The 22,112-nt window shown below is 73.7% G+C and carries 17 protein-coding genes; 8 read left to right on the forward strand and 9 right to left on the reverse strand.

What is annotated here, in order from left to right; genetic code table 11:
- Window positions 1-116: 116 nt before the first annotated feature.
- The 3 genes from ACME2J_RS08880 (at window position 117) to ACME2J_RS08890 (ending at window position 5,201) form a co-directional block, all read left to right on the forward strand.
- Window positions 117-1,079, forward strand: a complete 963-nt coding sequence (locus ACME2J_RS08880; RefSeq protein WP_495544540.1) for a hypothetical protein — start codon at window positions 117-119, stop codon at window positions 1,077-1,079.
- A 122-nt stretch (window positions 1,080-1,201) separates the two neighbouring features.
- Window positions 1,202-2,653, forward strand: coding sequence for a sugar transferase (locus ACME2J_RS08885; RefSeq protein WP_495544541.1), 1,452 nt, complete (start codon window positions 1,202-1,204; stop codon window positions 2,651-2,653).
- 964 nt (window positions 2,654-3,617) lie between these two features.
- Window positions 3,618-5,201, forward strand: a complete 1,584-nt coding sequence (locus ACME2J_RS08890; protein WP_495544542.1) for a TolB family protein — start codon at window positions 3,618-3,620, stop codon at window positions 5,199-5,201.
- Window positions 5,202-5,210: 9 nt separating this feature from the next.
- On the opposite strand, the gene pdxT is transcribed toward ACME2J_RS08890, so the two are convergent.
- The 4 genes from pdxT to ACME2J_RS08910 all read right to left on the reverse strand — a co-directional run bounded on the left by pdxT (window position 5,211) and on the right by ACME2J_RS08910 (window position 9,117).
- Window positions 5,211-5,825, reverse strand: a complete 615-nt coding sequence (gene pdxT / locus ACME2J_RS08895; protein WP_495544543.1) for a pyridoxal 5'-phosphate synthase glutaminase subunit PdxT — start codon at window positions 5,823-5,825, stop codon at window positions 5,211-5,213.
- Window positions 5,822-6,706 carry a pyridoxal 5'-phosphate synthase lyase subunit PdxS gene (gene pdxS / locus ACME2J_RS08900; protein WP_495544544.1) on the reverse strand — a complete coding sequence of 295 codons (885 nt, stop codon included), beginning with the start codon at window positions 6,704-6,706 and terminating at the stop codon, window positions 5,822-5,824. Before pdxS ends, pdxT begins: the two co-directional genes overlap by 4 nt.
- A gap of 114 nt (window positions 6,707-6,820) precedes the next feature.
- Window positions 6,821-7,699 carry a MurR/RpiR family transcriptional regulator gene (locus ACME2J_RS08905; RefSeq protein WP_495544545.1) on the reverse strand — a complete coding sequence of 293 codons (879 nt, stop codon included), beginning with the start codon at window positions 7,697-7,699 and terminating at the stop codon, window positions 6,821-6,823.
- A gap of 101 nt (window positions 7,700-7,800) precedes the next feature.
- A complete protein-coding gene (locus ACME2J_RS08910) occupies window positions 7,801-9,117 on the reverse strand; it encodes a hypothetical protein (RefSeq protein ID WP_495544546.1) in 1,317 nt (438 codons plus the stop codon).
- Window positions 9,118-9,258: 141 nt separating this feature from the next.
- On the opposite strand from ACME2J_RS08910, the gene glsA reads away from it, so the two are divergent.
- Window positions 9,259-11,064: a glutaminase A gene (glsA, locus tag ACME2J_RS08915; protein WP_495544547.1), complete on the forward strand. Its 1,806-nt coding sequence runs from the start codon at window positions 9,259-9,261 to the stop codon at window positions 11,062-11,064.
- A 30-nt stretch (window positions 11,065-11,094) separates the two neighbouring features.
- Here glsA and ACME2J_RS08920 read toward each other — a convergent pair whose 3' ends face one another.
- Window positions 11,095-11,445 carry a hypothetical protein gene (locus ACME2J_RS08920; RefSeq protein ID WP_495544548.1) on the reverse strand — a complete coding sequence of 117 codons (351 nt, stop codon included), beginning with the start codon at window positions 11,443-11,445 and terminating at the stop codon, window positions 11,095-11,097.
- A gap of 208 nt (window positions 11,446-11,653) precedes the next feature.
- Here ACME2J_RS08920 and ACME2J_RS08925 point away from each other — a divergent pair, with 208 nt between their 5' ends.
- Window positions 11,654-12,922 carry a glycoside hydrolase family protein gene (locus ACME2J_RS08925; protein WP_495544549.1) on the forward strand — a complete coding sequence of 423 codons (1,269 nt, stop codon included), beginning with the start codon at window positions 11,654-11,656 and terminating at the stop codon, window positions 12,920-12,922.
- 3 nt (window positions 12,923-12,925) lie between these two features.
- Here ACME2J_RS08925 and ACME2J_RS08930 read toward each other — a convergent pair whose 3' ends face one another.
- Together ACME2J_RS08930 and ACME2J_RS08935 are read right to left on the reverse strand one after the other, a co-directional pair.
- Window positions 12,926-13,630 (reverse strand): dihydrofolate reductase family protein, encoded by a 705-nt coding sequence (locus ACME2J_RS08930; protein WP_495544550.1) that lies wholly within the window; start codon window positions 13,628-13,630, stop codon window positions 12,926-12,928.
- Window positions 13,627-14,085, reverse strand: coding sequence for a flavin reductase family protein (locus ACME2J_RS08935; protein ID WP_495544570.1), 459 nt, complete (start codon window positions 14,083-14,085; stop codon window positions 13,627-13,629). The genes ACME2J_RS08930 and ACME2J_RS08935 overlap by 4 nt, the downstream gene beginning before the upstream one ends.
- A 181-nt stretch (window positions 14,086-14,266) precedes the next feature.
- Between ACME2J_RS08935 and ACME2J_RS08940 the strand changes: the two genes are divergently transcribed.
- The gene (locus tag ACME2J_RS08940; protein ID WP_495544551.1) at window positions 14,267-15,520 is read left to right on the forward strand and encodes a cytochrome P450; all 1,254 of its coding nucleotides are present in this window, start codon (window positions 14,267-14,269) and stop codon (window positions 15,518-15,520) included.
- Between the two features lie 7 nt (window positions 15,521-15,527).
- Here the strand turns inward: ACME2J_RS08940 and ACME2J_RS08945 are convergent, their stop codons facing one another.
- Window positions 15,528-17,294 carry a cellulase family glycosylhydrolase gene (locus ACME2J_RS08945; RefSeq protein WP_495544552.1) on the reverse strand — a complete coding sequence of 589 codons (1,767 nt, stop codon included), beginning with the start codon at window positions 17,292-17,294 and terminating at the stop codon, window positions 15,528-15,530.
- 173 nt (window positions 17,295-17,467) lie between these two features.
- On the reverse strand, window positions 17,468-18,427 hold the full coding sequence (locus tag ACME2J_RS08950; protein ID WP_495544553.1) for a cellulase family glycosylhydrolase: 960 nt from the start codon (window positions 18,425-18,427) through the stop codon (window positions 17,468-17,470).
- Between the two features lie 280 nt (window positions 18,428-18,707).
- On the opposite strand from ACME2J_RS08950, the gene opgC reads away from it, so the two are divergent.
- Window positions 18,708-19,835, forward strand: a complete 1,128-nt coding sequence (opgC, locus tag ACME2J_RS08955; protein ID WP_495544554.1) for an OpgC domain-containing protein — start codon at window positions 18,708-18,710, stop codon at window positions 19,833-19,835.
- Between the two features lie 111 nt (window positions 19,836-19,946).
- Window positions 19,947-22,049, forward strand: a complete 2,103-nt coding sequence (locus ACME2J_RS08960) for a glycoside hydrolase family protein (protein ID WP_495544555.1) — start codon at window positions 19,947-19,949, stop codon at window positions 22,047-22,049.
- Window positions 22,050-22,112: the final 63 nt, after the last annotated feature.

Here is a 22,112-nt window from a genome sequence, read left to right on the forward strand (position 1 = left end):
AATGTTGCGAGGCTGGTGGCATTCCGCTTCGCCGACGTGTAGCTTGCCGCGCTATGGGGAGCACGGGAATCGCTAGGCAGGGGCTTCGCGCCTCGCTCGCCGCGGCCGTTGCGGTCGTGGCCCTCGCCGGGACGGCATCCGCACAGTCGCCGGCCGGTGATCAGTACGGGCCGGGCACACCGCCGCAGGGCCCGCCGGCATCGCCGGGCCAGGGTCAGGGGAATCCGCCTGCCCAGCCGCCGCAGAACCCGCCGCCGGACAGCCCCCCGGGGCAGGACGTCGCGAGCGAGACCGCCGAGGGCGGTCAGGGTGGCGGCGCCGGCCAGGGCGCCGGCAACGGCCAGGGCGCCGGCAGCGGCCAGCGCACATCCGGCGGCTCGGGCGCGAGCCCCTCGGCGACCGCGCCCGCGGCGCCCATCGTCTTCAACTTCTCCTTCGGGCCGCTCACCGACGAGACCGAGGCCGACATCCGCGAGGCCGTCCAGCGTGCCGGCTTCGCGCTCGAGGTGCAGCCGCTCTCGTCCTCTGACGCGATCAAGGACTTCCTCGGCAGCGATCTCGCGGAGTCCTTCGGCGGCGACCCCGAGGCGATCGGCCGCGCCCTCGCCGCGCAGCTCGTCTCCGGGACGCCGCTCGCCCAGGACGCTTTCGCTGCGCTCTTCGGCGCCGAATCCGAGTTCGAGCCCGTCGCCCGCGCCGTCCTCACCAAGGACGTGAAGCTCTCCGACGACGAGTCGAAGTTCCTCGACGGCCTCGCCGAGGGCTTCCTCTCGGCCGACATCCCGCTCGCCTTCGTCGAGGCGAGCGACGCGGACCCGTCGAACGCGAAGCTCTTCGAGGATCTCGGCGTCCTCGTCGTCGACAACATCGAGACGGACGACGGCAAGGCCGATCTCGCCGCGATCCTCACGGGCGCGGTCACGACGCAGGAGCAGATCGCGATCGACCGTGCCTCGGCGATCGTCACCGAGGAGACCGACGGTGCGGCGGGGACCGTGCCGTGGGTGCTGCTCGCGCTGCTCGCAGGCGGCGCTGTGGTCGTCCTCCGCGGCGGCATGCGGCCGTCGCGGCGCGGATGACACGCGCTGCCGCGCAGCGCTGACGCGTCTTTTCGCAGGTCCAGAAGCGAGGGGGAAGCGTGGGGGTTTCGCAGCCGGTCCGTCAGCGGAGTCGACGTGCCCGTCCATTCGGGGGGGGACGCGTGCCCCGCGTCTCTGCAGACGAGGTGGGGCTCACCCTCCTCGCCCGGCACGTCCCGGAGGTCACGGCCCGCCGTGACTCTCTCCGGCGGCGTGCGCTCGCCGGAGCGGACGTCCTCACCTTCTGCGCGTCCTACGCCCTCGCCCTGCTCGTCCTCGCGCCGACGGACTCGGCGCTCGTCACGCCGCTCCCCGCGATCGTGCTCGCGATCTGGCTCGTCATCAACAAGGCGATGCGGCAGTACGACCGCGACGTGAACCTCCTTCGCGCGTCGACGCTCGACGAGATCCCGAAGGTCGCCGAGTCGGTGCTGCTCGCGGCAGGGCTCCTCTTCATGCTCGCGCCGATCGCCGACGTCGACTTCGCGCAGGCGCAGGCCGCCGCCTTCGCGATCACCGGGACGGCCGTCCTCCTCGCCGGACGCGCGGCCGCGCGCGCTCTCGTGCGGCACGCCCTCCCGCCGGAGCGCATCCTCGTCATCGGCTCCGGCTACGTCTGCGATCTCGTCGCGCGGAAGATCCAGCGGCGTCCGTACTTCGGGAACGAGGTCGCGGGCTTCGTCGACGCGACCGACAGCTCCCGGCCTCCGCTCATCGGGGACGGCGCGGTCGCACGACTCGGCTCCCTCGAGGAGTTCGAGACCATCTGCGCCGAGCACGAGATCGAGCGGGCGATCGTCGCCTTCACCGCCTCCGACCACGAGTCGCTCATCGACGTCGTGCGTCGCAGCAAGCGCCTCGGCGTGAAGATCTCGATCGTCCCCCGGCTCTACGAGGTGTGCGGGACCTCGGTGGAGCTGGACAACGTCGAGGGCGTCACCCTCCTCGGCGTCCGCCCGGTCCTGCGGACGAGCTCGACGCTGCGCCTCAAGCGCGGCCTCGACATCGCGGGCGCGACTCTGGGCCTGCTCATCGCCGCGCCCCTCCTCATCATCGCCGCGCTCGCCATCAAGGCGACGTCGAGCGGCCCGATCCTCTTCCGCCAGGACCGCGTCGGCCGCGGCAACCAGCGGTTCTCCATGCTCAAGCTCCGCACGATGGTCGACGGCGCCCACGCGATGCGCGCCGATCTCGCCGCGCTCAACGAGGTCCCGGGCGGCACGCTCTTCAAGATCGAGTCGGACCCGCGGGTGACGCGGGTCGGCCGCATCCTCCGCCGCACGAGCATCGACGAGCTCCCGCAGCTCTGGAACGTGCTCCGCGGCGAGATGAGCCTCGTCGGCCCGCGCCCGCTCATCCCCGAGGAGGACACCGCGGTCCTGGGCTGGCATCGTGCGCGGCTCGATCTCACGCCCGGGCTCACGGGACCGTGGCAGGTCCTCGGCCGCAACGCGATCCCCTTCGACGAGATGGTCCGCATCGACTACCTGTATGTCGCGGAGTGGTCGCTGTGGAACGACCTCAAGCTGCTCGTCCGCACGCTGCCCGTCGTCTTCGGCCAGCGGGGCTGCTGACGCACGGCTCGCGCCCGCGCGCAAGACTGCAGCACGTGTCCTGGCTCCCGGAGACACCCGACCACGATTCCCAGCCGCGCGGGGCGGCCGACTGGCTGCCGGCCGAGCTCACGGCGGACGGGTCGGCCGTCGGGCCCGCGGACTCGCCGGCGTCCCCGTCCCGGGACGAGACCACGACCGCGTGGCTTCCCTCGGACCTCACGGACGCGGCTGCCTCCGGCACGTCGCCGACCCCCTCGTCGGCGGCGACGTCGTCCTGGCTGCCCGCCGACGATCGCAAGGCGCCGGAGCACGACGGCGACCATCTCGCCTGGGCCCCCCGTGAGGGCGCGCCGGCAGCCGCGGCAGCGCCGGCCGAGCCGACCGGTGCGTCGCCGACGCGGCCGCCCTTCGCGCGCCCCCGCGCGTGGGTGTCCGGCCACCGCTCACTCGCCGGCGCGCTCTCGGCCATCGTCGTCCTCGGCGGCGCAGCGACGGCGATCGCCGTGAGCGGAGGCTCGGAGCAGGCGAGCCAGAGCGACAGCGCCGCGGAGAGCCGTCCGGGGAGCGCGTCCCCCGACGTGCCGCCGGGCGGAGGCGGCGACGCCTCCGGGCCGGGGCGCGCCGTCGAGAGCGAGCGGTCCGGCTCGACCCCGCAGCGTTCCTCGGAGAAGAAGCCGAAGAAGGCCGCGAAGAAGAAGAGCAAGAAGAAGAAGTCCACGCCCGCGGCGAGCCCTCCGCCCGCCCGCAGCGCACCCGTCGCCGCTCCCGCACCGGCACCCGCACCGGCGCCGTCCCCTGCACCGGCGCCCGCGCCTCGTCCGGCCCCCTCCCCCGCTCCGGCCCCCGCGCCGCGGCCTGCACCCGCACCCCGACCCCAGCCCGCACCGGCTCCCGCGCCGAGCCCGGCTCCCGCGCCCGCTCCGGCGGCGAGCGAGCCGGCGCCGAGCGCTCCCGCCGACGCCCCGGGCCGACAGCCTCCATCGTGATCCGAACCCGCTCCGCCCTCCTCGCGACGTTCCTCGTCGCGCTGTCCAGCCACGCCGCCGAGGCGGCGACGTTCCCATCCCGGACGCTCGTCGTGAGCGGGAACGCACAAGCGCTGCCGGCCAACGGATCGACGACGCAGGTCGTCGTCTCCGGCGACGGCGAAGGCGCGGCGATGACGACGCTGGCCACCGACATCGCGCCCTTCGACGGCAACGGCGACGTCCCGGACATCGTCATCGTCGACTTCGACACGCGCGCCGCGAAGATCGTCTCGGTCGGCCCGCTCGGCGTCGCGGCCAACGGCCCGTCGCTGCAGCCCTCCATGTCCTCGGACGGCCAGGTGACGGCGTTCTCGTCGCTGGCCTCGAACCTCGTCCCGGCGGACGGCAACGGCCTCTCCGACGTCTTCGCGAGCATCGACGGCGAGCCGCCGGTCCTCGTCTCCCGCGGGCTCGGGGGCGCCCCGGCGAACGGCGCGTCCCGCGAGCCCGCGGTCTCCGGGGACGGCCGCTACGTCGCCTTCACCTCCGACGCGAGCAACCTCGTGCCCGGCGACACGAACGGCGAGTCCGACGTCTTCCTCATGGACCTCGACACCGGCGGGATCGTGCGCGTGAGCGAAGGGCGGGACGGCGCGGAGGCCAACGGCCGCTCGGACACCCCCGCGATCTCGAAGGACGGCCGCTACGTCACGTTCGCGTCGAACGCGAAGAACCTCACGCGGGACGACCGGGACGCGACCGCCGACGTCTTCGTCCGCGACCGCCGCGCCGCGCGCACCGAGCTCGTGTCCGTCACCCGCGAGGACCGCGGCCAGCGCGACGCCTTCGCCGACCCGTTCCGGCCGGTGAGCGACGTGAGCGACGACGGCCGCTACGTCGTCTTCGACTCCCCCTCGGACGAGCTCACGCGCTTCGATCAGAACGAGCGCACGGACGTCTTCGTCCGCGACCGGCGACGTGACCGCACGTCGCTCGTGAGCGCGGGCAACACCGGGACCCAGGGGAACAACGACAGCGTGACGCCGTCGATCAGCGCCGACGGCCGCTTCGTCGCCTTCCAGTCGTTCGCGACGAACCTCGCCGCCGGCGGCACGACGCGCGAGGACCTCTTCGTCCGCGATCGCAAGCTCGGCCTCACGTCCGTCGTCGACGTCGCCGCCGACTCCTCGCGTCGCGGGTTCGAGCTCCTCGACCAGATCCTCCAGCGCCCGTCGATCACCGACGACGGCCAGGTCGCGACGTTCGTCTCGACCGCCGCGAACCTCGTCCCGCCGGACGCCAACCGCGAGGCGGACGCCTTCGCGCGGCTCCTCGCCGCCCCGGACGGGAAGCTCGCCTCGGCGAAGCGGCGCTCGCGGGTGCCCGAGATCCGCATCGAGGCCGACGACCCCCGTGCGAACCGCGTCGTCTACCGGGTCGACGGCGGCCGGCCGCGGACGGCGCGCGTCGGGCGGACGATCCGTCTGCGCGGCCTGAGCGCCGGGCGCCACCGCGTGCGTCTCCACGTCGGCGGACCGGGCATGCTCTTCGACCCGAACCCCGTCGAGGTCACCGTGACGGTGCCGAAGCGGCGCTGAGCGCCGTCGTCAGCGCCGTTCGCCCGGGACGTCGGCGGCGCACCGTGCCCGGACCGATGCCGCGAACGCCGCGTGGAGACGGTCGTCCCCGGTGAGCTCGGGATGGAACGAGACGGCCGTGATCGCTCCCTGACGGACGGCGATGACGTGCCCGTCGACCTCGGCGAGCACCTCCACGCCGGGCCCGCGCTCCGAGACCCACGGCGCGCGGATGAAGACGGCGCGCATCGGCCCGCCCTCGACGCCGTCGAGCTCGAGGTCCTCCTCGAAGCTCTGCAGCTGGCGGCCGAAGGCGTTGCGCTCGCAGACGACGTCGAGGACGTCGAGGTGGGCGCGGTCGAGGATGATGAGCCCGGCGCACGTGCCGAGCACGGGCGCGCCGTTCCTCGCGAAGGCGCGCAGCGGCTCGGCGAGCCCTTCCCGCTCGATGCCGAGCGTCATCGTCGTCGACTCACCGCCGGGCAGCACGAGCCCGTCGAGCCCGTCGAGGTCCGCGGGCACGCGCACCTCGCGCACGTCGACGCCATGTGACTCGAGCGCACGGCGGTGGGCGTCGTAGCCGCCCTGGAGCGCGAGGACGCCGACGCAGGGCCGGCGGTCCTCGGCGGTGTCGCCGGCGCTCACCAGCCGCGCGTGGCGAGGACCTGCTCCTCGCCGAGCTTCGAGACCTCGAGGCTCATCATCGCCTCGCCGAGGCCCTCCGAGGCCTTCGCGATGCGCGCCGGGTCGCGGTAGTGCGTCGTCGCCTCGACGACCGCGCGGGCCCGCGCCTCCGGATCGGCGCTCTTGAAGATCCCCGAGCCGACGAAGACCGACTCGGCGCCGAGCTGCATCATGAGCGCGGCGTCGGCCGGGGTCGCGATGCCGCCGGCGGAGAAGAGCGGCACCGGGAGCGCCTTGCGCTCGGCGACCTCCCGGACGAGGTCGAGCGGGGACTGCAGCTCCTTCGCGACGGTGGCGAGCTCGGCGTCGTCGAGCGTCGCGAGACGGCGGATCTCGCCCGTGATCATCCGCATGTGCCGGACGGCCTCGACGATGTCGCCGGTCCCGGCCTCGCCCTTCGAGCGGATCATCGCCGCGCCCTCGCCGATGCGCCGCAGCGCCTCGCCGAGGTTCGTCGCCCCGCAGACGAACGGGACCTTGAACGCCCACTTGTCGATGTGGTGGGCCTCGTCGGCCGGGGTGAGGACCTCCGACTCGTCGATGTAGTCGACCTCGAGGGCCTCGAGCACCTGCGCCTCGACGAAGTGGCCGATCCGCGCCTTCGCCATGACGGGGATCGTCACGGCCTCCTGGATGCCGCGGATCATCTCCGGGTCGGACATGCGCGCGACGCCGCCGTCACGGCGGATGTCGGCGGGGACGCGCTCGAGCGCCATGACCGCGGCGGCCCCGGCCGCCTCGGCGATCTTCGCCTGCTCCGGATCGACGACGTCCATGATGACGCCGCCCTTGAGCATCTCGGCGAGGCCTGCCTTGACCCGGAAAGTCGCTTCGTCGCGCATGCACCCATGGTACCGGCGCGTCCTCCCCGGCCCCCTCTCCCCCGCGCCCGGCGTGCGTCGCCGGGACGGCCCCGTCACCGAGGCCCGTGCCCGCGCCTCCGCGGCAGGGCGCGACTACTTGAGCCGGAAGGCCTTGATGCGATCCGCGTACTGCTCCGCGTCCCGCGCGTACACGCCGTACGCGAGGGCCTGGACGATGCTGAGGAGCGCCGTGTGCGACCGGACGTACGCCGGGCTGTCGCTCGAGTAGTAGAGCCGGACCTGCGCGAGCTTCGCGACCTCGGACAGCGTCGCGTCGGTGATCGCGACGGTCCGCGCCTTGCGGTGGCGCGCGAGCTTCATCGCCCGCACGACGAGCGGGTGCGCGCGGCCGGCCGAGAGCCCGATGACGAGCGTGCGGTCGTCGATGCGGCCGAGGCGCGAGAGCGCCTCCTGCGACGGGCTCGCGACGATCTCCGCGCGGAGGTCGAGGAGCATGAGGAGGTGGCGGAAGTAGCTCGCGAAGAACGCCATCTGGTCCGTGCCCGCGATGAGCACGCGGTCCGCCCGCGCGATCGCCTCGATCGCCGCGTCGACGTCGGACCTCGACGTCTTGCGCGCCGTGTTCTCGACGTTCGCGTGGTCGGCCGCGAGCGCGGTCTCGAACTCGCTGCGGTCCAGCGAGAAGAGCGGCTCGGACGATCGTCCCGCCTTCGACCCCGACTCGTGACGCCGGCGGTACTCCTCCCGCGCGGCGTGCTGCAGCTCGGGGAATCCCTCGAAGCCGAGCGCTTGCGAGAAGCGCACGACGGTCGAGCTCGACGTGTTCGCCCGGCGGGCGAGCTCCTCCGCGGTCTGGAACGCGACCTCGTCGAGATGGTCGACGATGTACTGCGCGACGTCCTTCTGCGACCGGGAGAACTCGTCGAAGCGCGACTGCACGTAGTCCGAGAGGGACTGGTGTCCGTGCGCCTCGTGCGGCGGGGCGATGGTGGTGGTGGCCGTCCTCTTCATGGGCGGAGAAGGGTTTCGACGCAACGTCCGCCGTCCCTGCACATCCGCCCGAGCGCGCCGCGACGGGCGTCGTGCGACGCCCGCCGCGGGAGGGCCGCGCCCTACCTCTTGCTCGTGCGGCGCGTCGTGCCGCTGCGGACCTTCTTCACGCGCACCGACCGGCTCGCCGTCGGCGTCATCGACCCCATGTAGGAGACGGCGCGAACGTAGACGCGGCCGCCGCGGCGCTTGACGGTCTTCGCGCGCGACGCCGGGATGCGGAGGCTCACGGTCCGCTTCGTCCCCGGGTGCATGATGAGCGCCTTCGACTTGCCGACCGAGGCCCCCCGGTAGCGGATGCGCGAGCGCACGGCGCAGCCGACGACCGCGACCGTCGGACACGACAGCGTCGCCTTCACGGTGCGCCGCGTCCGGCTCACGCGGACGCGCGTCACGCGGGCCCGCATGTCGCGGGTGAAGCGGAAGCGAGCCGGCGCCGTGGCGGGCGTGGCCGTCTGCTGCGGGACGAAGACGTACGTCGGCGTCGTCGTCGTCGTGCCGGGTGTCGGCGCGGGGGCCGGCTGGCTCGCCCCGAAGATGAGCGTCCCGAGCCCGGCGAGGACCGGTGAGATCGGGCTGCCCGTGCCGCTCGTCGCGGAGCCGAGGCTTCCGAGGACGCCGGAGAGCGAGCCGGCGAGGTCGGCGGAGAGCAGGCCGTCCCCGGTGCTCCGGATCTGCGTCGAGAGGGACGTGAGCGTCGCCTTCAGCTCCGGCGGGACGATCGGGTTCGCCGCGACGATGTCGAGCACCCCGGCGACGGGTTCGAGGAGCGTCCCGGTGAGGCTCGCGCCGCCGCCGAGGAGGCCGAGGACCGCGTCGAGATCGGTGAGGTCCGTGGGGAGCCCCGCGACGAGGAGCTCGCCGGTCGCCCCGGCGACGAGCGACGCGACGAGCTCCGCGGGGGCGCCCGCGGCCGTGAGCGCCTGCGCGAGGAGGGCGGGCACGAGCTCGGCCGAGATGCCGTCGGCGAGCAGGGCGCCGACGAGGTCGCCGACCGGCAGCGTGCCGCCGGAGGTCGCGAGGAGGCTCTCGACGAGTCCGCCGACGACCGTGCTGTCGCCGGTGACGCCGGCCCCGAGGAGGTCGGTCACGACATCGGTGAGAGCCGTCTCACCGAGCGGGACCGTTCCGAGGAGGTCGCCGACGATGGTCGTGACGAGGCTCGTGTCGACGGGATCCGTCGTCGTCCCGCTGTCACCGCCTCCGAGGACCGGGTCGAGGATGGGGTCCAGGATCGGGTCGAGCAGACCTCCGAGGAGCCTCTCCTGCACGACGGGCTGCGGAGCGGCGGTGTCGGTCGCCGCCGAGGCGGATGCCGGCGCCGCGAGCGCCATCGAGGCGAGCGCCGTCGTCGAGAGGATGAAGATGGGGCGGGTCATGCGGCCTCCTTGCCTTACGGGGAAACGCGTCCGTGCGTCGCCCTTCTCTCGGCAGCAGGACCGGGCGACTTGAGCTCCGGCCGGGGCGCCCTGGACGCGGGCCCGTGTGCGCGCGCGATCCGCGGCGGTACGGTGCCCGCCATGCGGCCGCTCGTCGAGGAGTATCTCGCCACCGTCCACCGGTCACTCGCCGACGACCGCCAAGGCCACGTGTACGACGCGATCGCGCCGTCCCCGGGGGTCGACGAGGATCACTTCGGCATCTGCCTCGCGACCGTCGACGGGCATCTCTACGAGGTCGGTGACACGCACGCGCCGTTCGCGATCCAGTCCATCTCGAAGCCGTTCACCTACGGGCTCGCGCTCGCCGACCGCGGGCTCGCCGAGGTCGACGAGCGCATCGACGTCGAGCCGTCCGGGGACGCGTTCAACGAGATCAGCCTGGAGGCGCGGACCGGCCGGCCGCGCAACCCGATGATCAACGCGGGCGCGATCGCCGCCGCCGGGCTCGTCGCCGGCGCCGACGACGACGAGCGCTACCGGCGCCTGCACCGCTCCTTCTCCGACTGGGCGGGCCGCGAACTCGAGCTCGACGAGCGCGTCCTCGCCGCCGAGCTCGCGATCGCGCACCGCCACCGGGCGATCGGGCACCTGCTGCGCGGGGCGGGCGTCCTCGACGGCGATCCCGGGCCGGCGGTCGACCTCTACTTCCGACAGTGCTCGCTCCTCGTCGACTGCCGCGATCTCGCGCTCATGGGCGCCACCCTCGCCAACGGCGGCGAGCATCCCCGGACCGGCGTCCGCGTCCTCGACTCGACGCTCGTGGAGCGGGTCCTCAGCGTCATGACGACCTGCGGGATGTACGACTCGGCCGGCGAGTGGGTCGCCGACGTCGGGCTCCCCGCGAAGAGCGGCGTCGCCGGCGGCGTCCTCGCGGTCCTCCCGGGGCAGCTCGCGATCGCCGTCTACTCGCCGCGACTCGACGCGCACGGCAACAGCGTGCGGGCGGTGAACGCCTGCCGGCAGCTCTCGGTCGACCTCGAGCTGCACTTCCTGCGGGTGACCCAGGCGCGCCGCTCGGCGCTCCGCGCCTCCTACGACGTCCACCGATCGCCGTCGAACCGGCGGCGCACGCCCGACGAGCAGCGGATCCTCGACGCCGTCGGCCACCGCGCCCGCGTCTTCGAGCTGCACGGCGACATCCTCTTCGCGGGCGCGGAGGCGGTCATCCGCGCGCTCACCGCGGCGGCGGAGGACCTCGACGTCGTCGTTCTCGACGTGCGGCGCGTCGACGACGTCGCGGCGATCGCGCGCCGCATGCTCGCCGACGCCCGTGAGATCCTCGAGGCCGAGCGCTGCGGGGTCGCCCTCGTCGATCCCGAGGGACGCGTCCCCCACGAGCGGTTCTCCTCCACGCTGCTGTTCTCCGAGCTCGACGGCGCGATCGCGTGGGCCGAGGACCGGCTGCTGCGCCGTCACGGGGGCGTCGGGCCGAACGGCCGGCGGGTCGCGCCCGACGTCCATCCCCTGCTCACCGAGCTCCGGGACGACGACCGCGCAGCGGTGCTCGACGTCCTCGAGGCGCGCACCGCGAGCGCCGGCGACGTCGTCGTCGCGCGCGGCGACGAGCCGGCGGCGCTCTTCCTCGTCGTCGACGGGCGCGCGAGCGCGGTGACGCGGCGCGGCGACGACGTCCGGCACCTCGCCGTGCTCCGCCCCGGGACGAGCTTCGGGAAGAGGTCCCTCATGACCGGGACTCCGCACTCGACCGACGTCTGCGCGGACGAGGACTCGGAGTTCCGCGTGCTCACCGCCGACGGGCTGCGGCGGCTCGAGGACGAGGCGCCGGGGGCCGTCATCGCGCTCCTGCGTGCGATCCTCGGGCAGGACGCCCCTGGGCGTGCCCACCGGGAGGAGACGCCCGACCCGTCCGATCCCGTCGCGTGACCGACGGGACCGGCCGGACCGGTCCTGCTCTCAGACGGTCTCGATCCGCGTCGCGGTGATGAGGTCGGGGACGTGCATGCCGAGGTCCCGAGGCAGCCTCGTCTTCACGCGGACCGACGCGCCGGGCAGCAGTTCGTCGGCCTCACCGGCGTCCCCGGACACGTCGATGCCCGCCGTCCCGCCGTCGATCGCGATCGTGAGGTCCTCGCCGACGAGCCGCGTCCCGCGGCCGTGGGCGTCCTCGACGTGGAGGACCATGCGCTGCGTCTCCCGGTCGAGCCACCGGACGGTGCCCCGGAGGTCGTAGGCGACCGTCGGGTCGGGATCGTGCGCGGCGGTGTGGGGGTCGGTCGGCTGCTTGATGCGCGTCATTCGGGGCATCGATGGATCCTCCTGATCGGGTGGGCCGCATCTTCGTGGCGGGGGCCGGGGACGTCCTCCGTGCTCGACCCGATGCCGGTGCGGGGAAAGCCGCAGAGGACGCGAACTGCACGACGGCGTGCGGAGATTCCTCGCGCCGCCTGATACACCCGTCCACCTCGGCGACGCCTCTCACCCCGCGCGCGCGTCGGCACCCGACGAGGTCCACATGCCCTTCCTTCCCCGCCTTCCCCGCGCAGGGGCGCTGCGCCGCGGCGCCACAGGTCTCACACTGATGGCCGTGCTCGGCAGCGCCGCGATCCCCGCCTCCGCCCATGCCGACCTCCGGTTCGGCGTCTACCCGTGGGGCGCCGCGGGCACGACGTCCGAGACTTCGGCGCCCGTCCCGGAGAACGCCGACGAGTCGATGCGGACGGTGCAGCTCCTGCGGGGCGACAAGGAGCTCGTCGTCCACGTCTACGGGGACTACAACGGCGTGTCCGACTCCTCCGTCGACGGCCTCCTGAGCGAGGCGACGTGGTGGTCGGCGAACGGGCTGAAGGTGTCCGCGGTCCTGCGCTACCGCCCGGCGGACTCGAGGAAGGCCGCGGGATACCCGGACTGGGTCCGCACCCAGGTGCGGCGGCTCGCCGCGCTCCCCGGGACCGTGTCGGTGACGATCGGCAACGAGCCGAACAACCTCTCCCCGGGCGCGGGTGACGGCTCGTACCCCGGCGTCATCGAGGGCATCGCCTCGGGCGTCGTCGCCGCCCGTGCCGAGCTCGACGCCGTCGGGCGCACGGACGTCCGCGTCGGGTTCAACTGGGCGGCCGGCTCCTCGCCGTCGACGACCGAGCCGATGTGGTCGCAGCTGCGCTCCGCGGGCGGCGAGGCGTTCGCGAGCGCCGTGAGCTTCGTCGGCGTCAACGTCTACCCCGGGACCTGGTCCCCGCCGTCGGCGTCGAGCGTCCCGACGAGCGAGCAGATCGCCGAGACGATGCGGGGCACCCTCGCCTCGCTGCGGACGACGCACATGCCCACGGCGGGCGTCGGCGCGGCCGAGATCATCGTCTCCGAGACGGGCTACCCGACCTCGGCGGGCCGATCCGAGGCGACGCAGGACATGGTCGTCCGCACGATCCTCGCCACGGTCACCGAGACGCAGTCGCTCTTCGGGGTGACCGACCTCTACGCCTTCGCCCTGCGTGACGGCAACACGGCCTCCGGCGAGATGGAGAACGGGTACGGCCTGCTGCGGGACGACTACTCCGCGAAGCCCGCGTTCGAGACGTTCCGCGCGACGATCGCGACGGGCGCCCCGGCGACCGAGCCGACGCCGGAGCCGACCCCCGAGCCGACGCCGGAGCCGACGCCCGAGCCCACGCCGGAGCCGACACCGGAGCCCACGCCGGAGCCGACGCCCGAGCCCGAGCCGGACCCCGAGCCGACCGGGAAGACCAAGCCCGCCAAGGAGCCGAAGAGCCCGAAGCAGAAGTGACGGTCACCCGAGGGCGTACCGGGTGAAGAGGTATCCGCCCGATTCGAGGAGCCAGAGCAGCTCGCCCCGCGCCGCGGGCGCGAGCTGCGGCCCCTCGACGAGCGTGAGGGGGTCGGCGCCGCTCACGAGGAGCGGTGAGACGACGAGGTGCAGCTCGTCGAGGAGGCCCTCGGGGAGGAGCGCGCCGTTGAGGTGCGGACCGCCCTCGCAGACGACGGCCTCGACGCCGTGGTCGCGGCGCAGGACGCCGAGCGCCCGCCCGAGATCCACGGCCTCCTGTCGGATCGCGCCCACCTGCGCAGCGCAGTCGGGCAGATCTCGATCGGAGTCGGTGACGAGCACGACGCGGTTGCCGGCGTGCGACAGCAGCCCCCGGTCGACCGGGAGATCGAGGCTGCGGGACACGACGACCGCGAGCTGCTCCATCTCGCCGTAGCCCTCGGCCCGCACCGTCCCGGCGCCGACGAGGACGGCGTCGCCCGCCGTCCGCAGGGCGTGGAACATGTCGTGGTCCGCGGCGTTCGCGAGCGGCCGCGTCCGGCCGCCGACGCTGACCCGACCGTCGAGGCTCGCGATCATGTTGAGGACGACGGCCGGACGGCCGGCGGGGGCGCGGGCCCGCAGGTCGAGCTCCGCCACGAGCTCGCCGGCGGTCGCGGGCGGGGCTGCCGGGTCGGGCAGGAGCCGGCGGAAGCGCGCCGCGCTCATGCCTCGTGTCCCGGCTCGATCCGCTTCGCGCGGTGCATCGTGAACCGCCGCCCGGCGCTCTCGTGCTCGACCACGACCGGCTCGAGCACGAAGCCGACGTGATCGCCGAACGCGACGCGTTCCACGATCTCGCCGACGAACCGGTCCGGGCAGTCGTCGAGGAGGGGCAGACCCCCAGGCCCGTCCTGCCACCGGCAGGACGCGAACTTGTCGATGTCGTCCCCGGTCCGGCCGCCGAAGAGCTCGGCGAGGTCCGTCGCCCCGGCCGGCACGAAGTGGACGGCGAGAAGACCGGCCTCGCGGGCGACGCGGAAGGTGAGGTTCTTGTCGGAGAGGGCGACGAGGAAGCGCGGCGGCCGGATGCTCGCCTGGGTGGCGAAGCCGACCAGGCAGCCCGCGCGCTCATCGCCGCGCCGCGCGGTGACGATGAACATCGGCGAGTCGAGGAGGCCCATGAGGCCGTTGAAGTCGCCACCGAGGGTGTCGTGGGAGGAGGGCGCTCGCGCCACGCTCGCCACGTACCCGGCCAAGGCCGGTGCCACCCCTGCAGGATGCGAACCCCCCGATGGAGGGCCGAAGGGCGCCGTCGACGGCGCGAGTCTCACAGGCAGACACCGCCTCGAGGAGGAAGCAGCCGTGGCCACCGCCCCCGTCGACACGAACCTCAGCCCGCTCGACTTCTGGAAGCAGCCGCCTGCCGAGCGCGAGCGCGCGTTCACGAGGCTGCGCAACGAGGCGCCCGTCACCTGGCACGAGCCCCCGGAGGCGCTGGCCCCCGGCATGGACAACGCGCTCGGCTACTGGTCGGTGACCAAGCACGAGGACATCGTGAAGCTCTCGCGCGACCCGAAGATCTTCAGCTCCGCCGAGGGCGTGTTCGTCGACGACTTCCCGCAGCTCGAGACGATCCTCTCGTTCATCGTCATGGACGCCCCTGCGCACACCCAGATGCGCGGGATCGTCCAGAAGGCGTTCGGTCCTCGCAACATGCGGAAGATGGAGGACTGGATCCGGGACCACGCCGAGCAGCTCGTCCGAGAGGTCGCGCCGAAGGGCGAGGGCGACCTCGCCGAGGAGTTCTGCAAGCAGCTCCCGGGCCGGATCTTCTCGAGCTTCATGGGCGTCACCGACCCGGCGGCCGTCCACGAGATGATCGAGGCTTCCGAGCAGCTCGGGAGCTGGAGCGACCCGAAGTACACCTCCGACGGCACGCCGCCGATGCAGGTGTTCGCCGGCGCCCACGCGATCCTCCACGGGATCGCCATGAGAGAGGCCGCCGCGCGGCGCCAGGAGCCGGGAGACGACCTCATGACGTGGGTCCTCCAGTCCGAGTTCGAGGGCCGGTCGATGACCGACGAGGAGCTCGGAGCGTTCTTCGCCCTCCTCTCCGGCGCGGCGAACGACACGTCCCGTCACGCTCTCGGACACGCGCTCTACGACCTCCAGGAGCACCCCGAGCAGAAGGCATGGCTCCTCGAGGACTTCGAGGGCCGGATCGACCGCGCGATCGACGAGCTCCTGCGCTGGTCGCCTCCGCTCATGCACTTCCGCCGCACCGCCCTCGAGGACGTCGAGCTCCGCGGCCAGCAGATCAGGAAGGGCGACAAGGTCGTCCTCTGGTACATCTCCGGCAACCGGGACGAGGACGTCTTCGGGGACCCGTTCGAGTTCCGGCTCGACCGCCACCCGAACAAGCACGTCTCCTTCGGCGGCGGCGGTCCTCACTTCTGCCTCGGCAACGAGCTCGGGCGGCAGGTGGTGAAGGCCGGCCTCCGGGAGGTCTTCACCCACATGCCGGACCTCGTCGTCGACGAGCCGAAGATCCAGCTCTCGAACTTCATGTACGGCGTGAAGGAGCTGCCGGGGAGGTGGACCCCGACGCAGCCGTAGCGCTCCGTCAGCCGACCTGCTTCGCGGTCTGCTCGCCGCGCATGCGCGCGCCGAGGTCGCCCGTGAACTGGATCGAGAGCTGACCGCCGGTCGCCGCCGGTCCGGTGAGGTGCTCGTCGAGTGCCCACCGCCCGTCCTCGATACGGGCCCGCATGCGCGTCCGGCGCACGACGCCGTCGGCGCCCTCGGTCTCGAGGCGGACGCGGACGACTCCGCTCGCTCGGTCGCTGATCGTGCCCTCGACGCGGAGCCGCCCGTCGTCCAGCGTCGCACGGGTCCGCCGGAGCTTCGCCTTGCGGGGCGCCGCGCGGACGCGGACGTCGTCGGGGCGCACCCGCTCGTTCCCGTCGTAGGAGAGCTCGACGATGCCGGTGCGCGACCGCCGCATCGCCCGGGGCAGCTTCTCGTCGATGCGGATGCGACCGCTGTCGTCGATCTTCGCGCGGAAGCGGTGCCGACGTCCGCCGGCCGTGAGCTCGCCTTCGAGCTCACCCGTCGCGCGGCGCGTCATCTCCGCGAGGACGTCGAGGCGCCCGTCGTGGAGCCGGGCGCGCCGGACGCGCAGCTTCGCGGGCGACCGGGGGGCGGGCGGACTCGCCGCCGCGGGATCCGCGGGTGGGGCCGCTGCGGGTGGGGCGGCCGCGGGTGGCGGCGCCGTCGGTGCGGTCACCGACGTGGGTGCCGGAGGATCCGTCTCGGCAGAGGCCGTCGGCACCGGTGCGGCGGGCGGCGGCTCGGTGAACGCCGCGCGGACCGCGCCGAAGCTCGGCTTCGGCGTCCCGTCCTCGTGCTGGAGGCCGTAGTTGTGCTGGGGGTCGGCCGGGTCGGTGCCGATGTCCCGCAGCCGGTAGACGAGCGCACCCGAGACGAAGTCCACGCCGCTCGTGGGGCTCTCGAGCATGGCGAGTGCGCGCGCGAGGTAGTCGGCCTGCTCGGTGAGGGTCACGCCGTCGAGCCAGAGCGCGCCTCGCAGCGTGCTCGTGTTCCAGCCGATCTCCGTGATCCAGACCGGGCGGCGCTCGCCGTGCGCGACGAGCGCGTCGCGCAGCGACCGGAGGCCCTGGAGGAACGTCGCGTGCGCCCACCGGGGATCGATGAGCGCCTCGGGCGCTCGGCCGTCGTTGTAGACGTGCACCGAGAGGACGTCGTAGCTGCCGCCGATCCCCGCGGCGTAGAGGGCGTCGAGGAAGCCGGTGTCCGCCCCGGAGATGGCGCCCGCGACGACCGGGACCGAGGGGTCGGCGGCCTTGATCGCCGCATGCGCTGCGCGGAGCAGCCCCGCGTAAGCGGTCGCGGCGTCGGGAGCCGACCAGAAGCTCGACAGGTTCGGCTCGTTCCAGATCTCGATGCCGGCGAGCGCCGATCCGTACCGGCCGGCGAGGAACGCGGCGATCCGCGCGTAGTCGGCGGGGTCGTCCGGAGGCGCGCTCGGCAGCCCGGACGACGACGCCCAGGGCGGTGTGAAGACCGGGGTGAGGAGGACCGAGATGCCGTGCGCGCGAGCGCGGGCGACGACGGCGTCGATGCGATCGAGGTACCACTGGGCGACCTCGCCGCGGCGCACCGGCTCGAGACCCGACCACTGGATGCTCAGCCGGACCGCCGTGGAGCCGAGCTCGGCCGCCGCGTCGACGTCCCGCAGGGCGAGCGACGGGTCCTCGTGGAGGAGGACGTCGATCGCCGTGCCGCGCACCGGGAGCACCGCGTGGGCGGGGTCGAGGTCGGGCCGAGCCCCGGCGAGGCCGGTCGTCACGACGGCGACGACTGCTGTCACGATTGCACGGCGAAGCACCGCCATGCAGCCGGTATCGGCGCAGTGTGCCGGACGGCGGCCTCGTCATCCGCGACCGTGGACGCGTGTTCGACCCGGGCCCGCGACGGCGCGGACACGCGCGTGCCGGCGGACGAGACGCCCGCGGGCACGCGACCAGCCGGGGTCGTCGGGACTCAGCGCTTGGGCTTGCCGCGCACGCCGAATGCCGAGCGCACGGCGCGGTAGCTCGGCTTCTGGGTGCCGTCGTGGAACTGCAGCCCGTAGTTCTGCTGCGGGTCATCGGGATCGGTCCCGGTGTCGCGGAGCCGGTAGACGATGACACCCGAGGTGAAGTCGATCCCCCAGTCGGGGCTCTCGAGCATCTCGAGCGCGCGGCCGAGGTACTCCGCCTGCTGGTCGAGCGTCACGCCGTTGAGCCAGGACGCGTCACGCATCGTGCTCGTGTTCCAGCCGAGCTCGGTGATCCACACGGGCCTCGTCTCACCGTGGCTCTCGATCGTCGTGCGCAGGGAACGGAGGCCCTGGAGGAACGTCGCGTGCGCGAACTGCGGGTCGATGAGCTCCTCGGGATGCCGGCCGTCGTTGTAGACGTGGACGGAGAGGACGTCGTAGTGGCCCTGGATGCCCTCGGCGTAGAGCGACTCGAGGAAGGCGACGTCGGCCCCTGAGAGCACGCCGGCGACCACGGGCACCGACGGCGCCGCCGCCTCGATCGCGGCATGCGCCACGCGCACGAGATCGGCGTATGCGCCGGCCGCATCGGCGGTCGACCAGAAGCTCTGGAGGTTCGGCTCGTTCCAGACCTCGATGCCGGCGAGTCCGGGGCCGTAGCGCTGCGCGAGGAACGCGACGAAGCGCCCGTAGGACCCGAGATCGTCGGGCGGGGTGTTCTGCAATCCGGTCGACGACGCCCAGCTCGGCGTGAACACCGGCGTGAGGAGGACCTTCAGCCCACGCGCGCCGGCGCGGGCGACCGCCGCGTCGATGCGGTCGAGGTACCACCGGGCGTGCTCGCCGGGCCCGAAGACCTCGAGGCCCGACCAGTGAACTGTGAGCCGGACGGTCGTCGAGCCGAGCTTCGCGGCCTCGTCGATGTCCGTGAGCACGCGGTCGGGAGACTCGTGGAGGAACATGTCGACCGCGACGCCCCGGATGGGCAGCGCGGCCTCGGCGCGGGGGGCGGCGATCGAGACGGAGAGGCCGACGACGCGACCAGCGTCGCGATGCTCGTCCGCGCGGCGCGGGTGAAGCCGGTGGGGAACATGCGCTGCCTATCGGCGGCGAGCACGAACAGCTTGATGGTGCGACGGCATGCGCGGGGACCCTAGCGACATCCCTCGGGCAAGAGCATTAGGGTGCCCGAACATGCTGCTCGATGCGGGGGCCCGGGGTCGGGCGCATGACGTCCTCCCTGTGCCCGCGACGGGCGCCGAGCTCGAGAACTGGCCCGTCCTCCCCTGTCCGCGGCCTCCGGGCCGCGACGTCGCGCTCGATCTGCTGCGCGGCCTCGCGATGGCGATCCTCGTCGTCAACCACGCCCAGATCCCCGGCTGGCTCGCCGTCGCCACGGGGACGGTCCTCTCCGCCGCGGAGATCCTCGTCCCCGTGTCTGGCATCGCGGTCGGCATGGTCTACGGCCGCAGGTGGAGGCGGCTCGGGGGTCGCGAAGCCTCACTGCAGCTCCTGCAGCGCGCTCGCAAGCTCTACGTCGCCTCCGTCGTCGTCGTCGCGCTCGTCGGCCTCGCGACGCTCGTGCCCGGGCTCGCGACCGACGCGGTCGCCGTCTCGCGCAGCGGGCGGGACCTCTACGCCGCCGACGGCGTCCTCGACGCGCTCCTCGGCATCGTCACGCTCGAAGCCGGCCCGTGGCAGTTCAACATCCTCGGCTTCTTCGTCGTCGCCCTCGCGCTCGCGCCGCTCGTCCTCCTCGCCCTCGCGCGCGGGCACGCGGCGCTGCTCCTCGCCGGCAGCCTCGGCATCTACGCCGTGGGACGGGTGCTGAACGTCGACGTCCTCCCCACCCAGTCCGAGGGTCCGTTCCCGCTCCTCGTCTGGCAGCTGCCGTTCGTGCTCGGCATGGCCGTGGGCTTCCACCGGCTGCGTGTCGAGGCGGCCCTGCGGCGCGTCGGACGGCCGCTCGGGCTCCTCGTCGCCTCGACCGCGACGGCGGCGGTCTGCCTCCAGACCGGCGTGGCGCCCGAGCCCGTCCTCGAGTGGAAGGAGGCGCGGTTCGACAAGGGCCTCCTCGACCCCGTGCGCCTCGCCGTCATGACGTCGCTCGGCGTCGCCGTCTACGCGCTGCTGCGGCGGCACACGGCCGCGGCGGAGCGGGCCGCGGGGTGGCTCCTCCTCCCCCTCGGACGCTGCTCGTTCTACGTCTTCATCGTCCACGTCCCGCTCTGCATCGCGCTCGCGAGCGTGCCGGCGCTCGCCGGGGACGGGCTCGGGCCGATCGGCAACAGCATCGTGCTCGCCGCCTGCGTCGTCCTCCTCGCCGAGCTCGCGCGTCGCGAGGTGCTCTTCCGCTGGATCCCGCGCTGAGGCGGCGGGGCCCTCGCGGACGAGAGTGCGTTTCTCGCGCTGGCTAGAACACACGTCCACTGCAGCGCGCAGGGCACGAACGGTCCCCGCGACGGCCCGACGCAGAGGGAGATGCCTGCTCCCTCCGCCGGTCCTCGTCGAGCGACGTCGCGCAACGTCCTGTCGCGCCTCGCTCTCCTCCTCGTCCTGTCCCCGGCCGTGCTGCCGGGCTCGGCGCAGGCCGCCGACGGGCTGCGCTTCGGCATCTACCCGTGGGGCGCCGCCGGCGCGACGTCCAAGATCTCGCCCGCGGTCCCGGAGAACGCCGACGAGTCGATGCGCACCGTTCGGGAGCTGAAGGGCAGCCGCGAGTTCGTCGTCCACGTCTACGGCGACTACGACGGCGTCTCGAACGCCTCGGTCGACGGCCTCCTCAGCGAGGCGACGTGGTGGTCGGCGAACGGGCTCAAGGTCTCGGCCGTCCTGCGCTACCGGCCGGCCGACTCGTCGAAGGCCGCCGGGTATCCCGCGTGGGTGCGCACGCAGACCCGTCGGCTCGGGGCGCTCGCGGGCGTCGAGGCGATCACGATCGGAAACGAGCCGAACAACCCCTCGCCTGGCGCGGGCGACGGCTCCTATCCGGGGGTCATCGATGCGCTCGCCGCCGGCGTGCCCGCGGCGCGCGGCGAGCTCGACGCGATGGGCCGCTCCGACGTCCGCGTCGGCTTCAACTGGGCGGCCGGCTCGAGGCCGACGACGACCGAGCCCATGTGGTCCCAGCTCCGCGAGGCCGGCGGGACGGCCTTCACGAGCGCCGTCGGCTTCGTCGGGGTCAACGTCTACCCCGGCACGTGGTCGCCGCCGTCGGCGAGCTCGGTGCCGACCGCCACGGAGGTCGACGAGACGATCCGCGGAACGCTCGCCGCGATGCGGACCTCGCACATGCCCGCCGCCGGAGTCGGCGCCGCCGACATCGTGGTGAGCGAGACCGGCTACCCGACGAGCTCGACCCGTAGCGAGGCGACGCAGGACCTCGTCGTCCGCGCGATCGTCGACACGGTGTCCGAGACGCAGGCGACCTACGGCGTCACCGACCTGTACGCGTTCGCCCTCCGCGACGGGAACACCGCCTCGGGCCAGCTCGAGAACGGCTACGGCCTCCTCCGCGACGACTACTCACCCAAGCCGGCGTACACGTTCTTCCGAGACACGATCGCCGCGGGAGCGCCGGCCCCGGCGCCCGAGCCGACACCTGAGCCGGAACCGACGCCCGAGCCGACGCCCGAGCCGGAACCGACGCCCGAGCCCGAGCCCGAGCCCACGCCCGAGCCCACGCCCGAGCCGACGCCCGAGCCCACGCCCGAGCCGACGCCGGAGCCCACGCCCGTCCCGGAGCCCGCGCCCGCGCCGGAGCCCACACCCGAGCCGGCGCCCGCCCCCGCACCGGCTCCCGCACCGGCTCCGGCTCCGGCCCCCGCCCCCGGCCCCGTTCTCGCGCCGACCCCCGCCCCGGTCGAGCCGGCACCGGAGGCGTCGAAGCCACCCCGGAAGTCGAAGCCGGGCAAGGCGAAGGCTCGCAAGGCGGACGCGTTCGTCGAGAGCTCCGGGCCCGCCGCCGAGCACAGCGCGAAGCTGCAGGTCGCAAGAGCTCGGATCCTGAGGTCGAGCCGCCGCCTCGACCTCTTCGCGCCGATCAGCCGGCGCGCGTCGGGAGACGTCGAGGTGACCGTGCGAGCCGCCGGCCGCACGTCCCGCTTCACGGCGCCGATCGACAGCGAGCACGGCCACGTCCGCGTCCGGCACCGCATCCCCGCCGCCCAGGCGCGAGCGGGCACCGCGATCATCACGATCCGCTACGCCGGCAACGGCGAGACGCGCCCGCAGACCCTCCGCCTCCGCGCCGCCGGACGCAAGGCGCGGCTCTCCCTCCGCACGCTGCGACTCACCGACAGCGGGCGGCTCGAGGCGAAGGGCGCGATCGCGGACCGCGTGCGCGGCGTCGTCCGGGTCGAGCTGGAGTACCCCTACGCCGGCGCGACCCGCCGCTTCGACACGAACGTCCGCATCCGGGACGGCCGCTGGTCGTTGAGCGAGGCCCTCCCGACGCCCGTGCGCGAGGAGATCGCGGAGCGCACCGGCACCGTGCACGTCAGCGCCGCCTTCACAGGGCACGCACCGACCCGGACCCGCGGCGAGATGCGCTCGCGCGAGCTGCGGGGCACGCCGGCGGGCTGAGAGCAACCTGTCGAGCCGCTCGGCCGCCGCGACGCACCGACCAACCGCATAGCCCCCTAACGT

The sequence above is a fragment of the Paraconexibacter sp. genome (assembly GCF_059438195.1).

What these genes read in the sequence shown, in the direction of transcription:
- ACME2J_RS08925 (WP_495544549.1), top strand. Translation starts at nt 11,654, where the DNA reads ATGCCCTTCCTTCCCCGCCTTCCCCGCGCAGGGGCGCTGCGCCGCGGC.
- ACME2J_RS08960 (WP_495544555.1), top strand. Translation starts at nt 19,947, where the DNA reads ATGCCTGCTCCCTCCGCCGGTCCTCGTCGAGCGACGTCGCGCAACGTC.
- ACME2J_RS08935 (WP_495544570.1), bottom strand. Translation starts at nt 14,085, where the DNA reads ATGGGCCTCCTCGACTCGCCGATGTTCATCGTCACCGCGCGGCGCGGC.
- ACME2J_RS08930 (WP_495544550.1), bottom strand. Translation starts at nt 13,630, where the DNA reads ATGAGCGCGGCGCGCTTCCGCCGGCTCCTGCCCGACCCGGCAGCCCCG.
- pdxS (WP_495544544.1), bottom strand. Translation starts at nt 6,706, where the DNA reads ATGCGCGACGAAGCGACTTTCCGGGTCAAGGCAGGCCTCGCCGAGATG.
- ACME2J_RS08910 (WP_495544546.1), bottom strand. Translation starts at nt 9,117, where the DNA reads ATGACCCGCCCCATCTTCATCCTCTCGACGACGGCGCTCGCCTCGATG.
- ACME2J_RS08950 (WP_495544553.1), bottom strand. Translation starts at nt 18,427, where the DNA reads ATGTTCCTCCACGAGTCTCCCGACCGCGTGCTCACGGACATCGACGAG.
- ACME2J_RS08905 (WP_495544545.1), bottom strand. Translation starts at nt 7,699, where the DNA reads ATGAAGAGGACGGCCACCACCACCATCGCCCCGCCGCACGAGGCGCAC.
- glsA (WP_495544547.1), top strand. Translation starts at nt 9,259, where the DNA reads ATGCGGCCGCTCGTCGAGGAGTATCTCGCCACCGTCCACCGGTCACTC.
- ACME2J_RS08920 (WP_495544548.1), bottom strand. Translation starts at nt 11,445, where the DNA reads ATGCCCCGAATGACGCGCATCAAGCAGCCGACCGACCCCCACACCGCC.